This window comes from Actinomycetospora sp. (assembly GCF_055612215.1).
Map to the genome: position 1 here is coordinate 1 of NZ_JBVPVA010000200.1, position 4,992 is coordinate 4,992.

General features: G+C 75.8%; 4 protein-coding genes. 2 read left to right on the forward strand and 2 right to left on the reverse strand.

The features are described 5' to 3' along the window. On the reverse strand, positions 1-776 hold a 776-nt coding region (locus tag AC0CYZ_RS05495), incomplete at its 3' end, for a vitamin K epoxide reductase family protein (RefSeq protein ID WP_472213118.1). Positions 777-1,035: 259 nt separating this feature from the next. On the opposite strand from AC0CYZ_RS05495, the gene AC0CYZ_RS05500 reads away from it, so the two are divergent. Further along, on the forward strand, positions 1,036-1,521 hold the full coding sequence (locus tag AC0CYZ_RS05500; protein ID WP_472213120.1) for a GNAT family N-acetyltransferase: 486 nt from the start codon (positions 1,036-1,038) through the stop codon (positions 1,519-1,521). A gap of 12 nt (positions 1,522-1,533) precedes the next feature. Here the strand turns inward: AC0CYZ_RS05500 and AC0CYZ_RS05505 are convergent, their stop codons facing one another. Continuing rightward, positions 1,534-3,264: an MFS transporter gene (locus AC0CYZ_RS05505; RefSeq protein ID WP_472213122.1), complete on the reverse strand. Its 1,731-nt coding sequence runs from the start codon at positions 3,262-3,264 to the stop codon at positions 1,534-1,536. A gap of 180 nt (positions 3,265-3,444) precedes the next feature. Here AC0CYZ_RS05505 and AC0CYZ_RS05510 point away from each other — a divergent pair. Next, positions 3,445-4,992 (forward strand): ATP-dependent helicase (locus AC0CYZ_RS05510; RefSeq protein WP_472213124.1); only part of this gene is annotated, 1,548 nt, incomplete at its 3' end.

Sequence of the window (4,992 nt, forward strand, 5' to 3'; positions counted from 1 at the left end):
CCCTCGCGCAGGTTGTGCATCGTCGTGAACCAGAAGATCGCGATGACGGCGACCCAGGCGACCATGCAGTACGGGCACAGGGCGTGGATGACGACGAGGCTCTGCACGATCAGCCAGTGGATGAAGAGCACGCCCGCGAACGAGCCGATCTCCAGCGCCCACCACACCCACCGCGGGAGCTCGGCGCGTGACACGACCATCGCGCCGCAGGCCGCCACGACCGGGAACGTGAGCAGCCCGATCACCGGGTTCGGGAAGCCGAGCACGGCCGCCTGCGCCGTCTTCATGATCGTCCCGCAGGAGAGCACCGGGTCGATCGAGCAGCTCGGGATGTAGTCCGGGTTCGCGAGCAGGTCGAGCTTCTCGATCAGCAGGACCAGCGCGACGACGGCGCCGACGAGGCCCCCGACGAGCAGCACCCACCCGGTGCCGCGGACCGGGGCGAGGTCGTCGGCCAGGTCATCGTCGAGGTCGTCGGGGTCGAGGTCGTCGTCGGGCCCCGGGGCGGCCGGTGGGCTCCCGGCCCCGCGCGGTGTGCCCGACGGTGGCGCGCTCGTGAAGGGCGCCGTCGGGTCGGCGGCCCCGGCCGGTGACGGGCCCGCCGGGGCGACGTCGGTCGGGTCGGCGACGGTGGCGGTCGCACCGGCCGTGCCGCTCACGGCCCGGGCCTCCCCGGGCGCCGCGTGCCGACCGCCCGCTCCCCTGCCGTGCTCGGCCATGCTCGTCGTCTCCTCGTCGTCGCGCGCGCCGTCCCGGTGGGTCGCGGCGTGCAGCACGTCGCCGTGGGGCCCGGACCGGTTCCCGACGGCGGCGCGTTCCCCTCCATCGTGACGCCTCTGGCGGCGGCGGTCGCGCACGGCCCCACACGCCCGCGACGAGCGGCACCCACGTCGTGATCCACATCCGCGCGGTGGAACGCGTCAGATCCGACACGTTCCGCCCCACGAACGTGGATCACCGGCACCCGACGGGCGCATCCGCCACCGCGGCACGCCCTGATCGGCGTCGTCGGCGAGGTGGTGGCACGCTCGCGACGTGGCCGACGTCGTGGTGGTCCGGGCCGGGGCCGACGACCGGGACGACGCCCGCGACGTCCGCCTCCGCGCCCTCGCCGAGTCGCCGGGCGCGTTCGCCTCCTCCCTCGAGCGGGAGCAGGTGTTCGACGACGCCGAGTGGCTCCACCGGGTCACGACGAACGCGTGGTTCCTCGTCCGCGCGGACGGCGCCACCGTTGGCCTCGCCTGCGGCGTCCCCGAGCCCGACGACGACGCCGGGCGTCACCTCGTCGGGATGTGGGTCGAGCCGGCGTTCCGGGGGCGGGGCCTCGCGGACCTGCTCGTCGCGGCCGTCATGGCGTGGGCGCGCCGGGCGCGGGCGGAGTACGTGGCGCTGTGGGTCGTGGACGGCAACGACCGCGCGCTCGGGTTCTACGAGCGCCTCGGCTTCGAGGCCACCGGGGAGCGCCAACCGCTGCCGGGGAACCCCGACGTCATGGAGGCTCGGATGCGGCTCCTCCTCTGAGGGCAGGCCCCGTCACACCGACACGGAGGCGCGGCGGTCGAGGGCGAGCTCGAGCGCCGGGCCGCCGACGAGCGGGACCCGGTGGGCGCGCGGGTGGTGGCCCGACGCGCTGACCAGCAGGATCACGTGCTCGCCCGGGCGCACGCGGGCCGGGTCGACGACGGCCGTGAACGCCCCGGCGGCGTCGGCGAGCACGCGAGCGAGCTGGACGCCCGCCGCGTCGATGACGGTGGTGACGGCCCCGGGGACCGGGAGCCCGCGGCCGTCGCGCACGACGCCCCGCACGAGGGCGCGCGCGTCGGATGCCTCGTCGACGACCACCTCGGCCTCCGCCACCTCGGCCTCTGCCACCTCCGGGGCCGCCGCCCGCACCCGCCGTCGCCGTTCCACCACCGACAGCGCCGCCGCTGTCACGGCCGCCACGAGCGCTGCCGCCACCAGCAGCGTCCACCCCGCCCGCACCGACCCGAACTCCGAGGGCTGGCCGGTGGTGTGCGCGCCGACGACGGAGACGAGCAGCGCGACGCCCAGCACCGACCCCACCTGCCGCGCGGTGTTGATCAGCGACGACCCGGACCCCCACTGCGGGGCGGGCAACGCGGAGCCGACCACCGAGGACAGCGTCGGCAGGAGCAGCCCGACCCCGAGGCCGGTGAGCAGCTGGCCCGGCAGCATCCCGCCGACGTAGTCGGGGGTCACGCCGAGGTGCAGCAGCCACCACGTCGGGCCGGCGGCGAAGGCCAGGGCACCGAGGAAGGCGACCGGCCCGATCCCGAGCCGGCCCGAGAGGCGCCCGGCCAGCCGCGAGACCACCACGACGACGAGCGGACCGGCGGCGAGCCCGAGCCCCGCGGCCTGCGGCGACCAGCCCCACGTGCCCGTCATGTAGAGGACGTTGACCACGAGCATCGCCGCGAACCCGGTCGTGAACGCCACCATGACCAGCGATGCGAGCGCCACGACGGGCACCCGGAGCACGGCGAGGTCCAGCGCCGGGACCGGGTGGCGGCGCGAGCGCAGCACCACCAGCACGAGCCCGACGACCGCGACGCCGAGCCCGGTGAGGACCTCGGGCGCGTCCCAGCCGGCGTCGGGTGTGCGGACGAGCGCGAAGGCGAGCGCCCCGACGCCGACGACGATGCCGAGCGCACCCAGCAGGTCGGGCATCCCGGTGCGGGCGACAGCGGGGTCGCGCAGCACGCGCCGCCCGGCCACGAACGCGACGATCCCGACGGGCACGTTGACCAGGAACACCCAGTGCCACGAGAGCTCGACGAGCAGCCCGCCCAGCGGGGGGCCGAGGGCCGCGGCGACCGCGCCGATCGAGGCCCACGTCCCGACGGCGCGGGTGCGCCGCTCGGCGGGGTAGGCCGCCAGCAGCAACGACAACGACGTCGGGACGACGAGGGCCGCGCCGAGGGCCTGGACCGCCCGCGCCGCGACCAGCAACCACACCCCCGGGGCGGCGGCGCAGGCGGCCGAGGCGAGGGTGAAGACCGCGAGCCCGACGAGGAACACCCGGGCGTGGCCGAAGCGGTCGGCGACCCGGCCGGCCAGCGCGAGGAAGGCCGCGAAGACCACGGTGTAGCCGTTGAGGATCCACGACATCTGCCCGAGGTCGGTGCCCGGGAAGTCCGCGCGGATGTCCGGGAACGCGATGTTGACGATGAACAGGTCGAGGCTCGACAGGAACGCCGCGGCCGAGGTGACGAGCAGGACGGCGCCGGGGCGGGCGGTGCTCATGGCGATCCTTCCGGAGAGTGTCGGACCGATCGGTCCCGTCCGGCCGCCGAGTGAGCGAGCGGCACTCTCGGGCGCATAGAAGCAGCGAGAGTGCCGTTCGCTCCGGGAGGGTGGACCGCGGGCGCGACTCGCCGACCCGTCCCGCCCCACGACGTCGGACCGGGTTGAGACGATGGGGCGGTGACGGTGACCGCGGCGCGTACCCAGACACCCGAGCAGGGGCTGGACCCCGAACAGCGGGCCGCGGTGCTCGCGCCGCGCGGCCCGGTCTGCGTGCTCGCCGGCGCGGGCACGGGCAAGACCCGGACGATCACGCGCCGCATCGCCCACCTGGTGCGCTCCGACCAGGTCCGGCCGGGCCAGGTCCTCGCGGTCACGTTCACCGCCCGGGCGGCGGGGGAGATGCGCACCCGGCTGCGGGACCTCGGCGTCGGGGGCGTGCAGGCCCGGACCTTCCATGCGGCCGCCCTGCGCCAGCTGCGCTACTTCTGGCCCCGCGCGGTCGGTGGCGAGGTGTGGCCGGTGCTCGACAACAAGATGCGCTTCGTCGGCCAGGCCGCCCAGCGCGCGAACGCCGCCACCACGCGGGAGTCGCTGCGCGACCTCGCGAGCGAGATCGAGTGGGCCAAGGCCTGCCTCGTCGCGCCCGACGCGTACGCCGAGGCCGCCACCCGCACCCAGCGCGACACCCCCGCGCCCGTCGCGCAGGTCGCCCAGGTCTACGAGACCTACGAGCACCTCAAGAACCGCGCCGAGCAGCTCGACTTCGACGACCTGCTGATCCACACCGCGGGCGCGCTGGAGGGCTCGGCCGAGGTCGCCGACGAGTTCCGCGAGCGCTACCGGTGCTTCGTCGTCGACGAGTTCCAGGACGTCACCCCGCTGCAGCACCGGCTGCTCTCGGCCTGGCTCGGCGGGCGGGACGACCTCACCGTCGTCGGCGACGCCAACCAGACGATCTACTCGTTCGCCGGCGCCAGCCCCACCTATCTGCTCGACTTCCCGCGGACGTTCCCCGACGCCGAGGTGGTGCGCCTCGTGCGCGACTACCGCTCGACCCCGCAGGTCGTGGCCGCCGCCAACACGGTCATCGGGGCCGCCCGCGGTCGGGCCGCCGGGTCGCGGCTGCGCCTCGAGGGGCAGCGCCCGCCCGGTCCCGCGCCGGACTTCGCCGAGCACGACGACGAGCCCGCCGAGGCCGCCGCGGTGGCCCAGCAGATCTCCGAGCTCGTGGCCGACGGGGTGCCCGCGGCCGAGATCGCCGTGCTCTACCGGGTCAACGCGCAGTCCGAGGGCTACGAGCAGGCGCTGGCGGACGCCGGGATCCCGTACCAGGTGCGCGGCGGGGAGCGGTTCTTCCAGCGCACCGAGGTCCGCAACGCGATCGCGGCCCTGCGCACCCTCGCGGGGCGGGTCGAGGGCGGGCCCGAGGGCGTCGTCGGCGCGGACGTCGTCACGACGGTGCGGGCGGTGCTGGGGGAGCAGGGCCTCACCGAGACGCCGCCGCCCGGTGGCGCGGCCGACGGTGCGCAGCGGCAGCGCTGGGAGTCGCTGCGTGCGCTGTCCGAGCTCGCGTCGGACCTCGTCGAGAGCCTCCCGGAGACCACGCTCGCCGGGTTCCTCACCGAGCTGAACACGCGCGCCCAGGCCCAGCACCCCCCGACGGTGCAGGGCGTGACGCTGGCCTCGCTGCACGCCGCGAAGGGCCTCGAGTGGGACGCGGTGTTC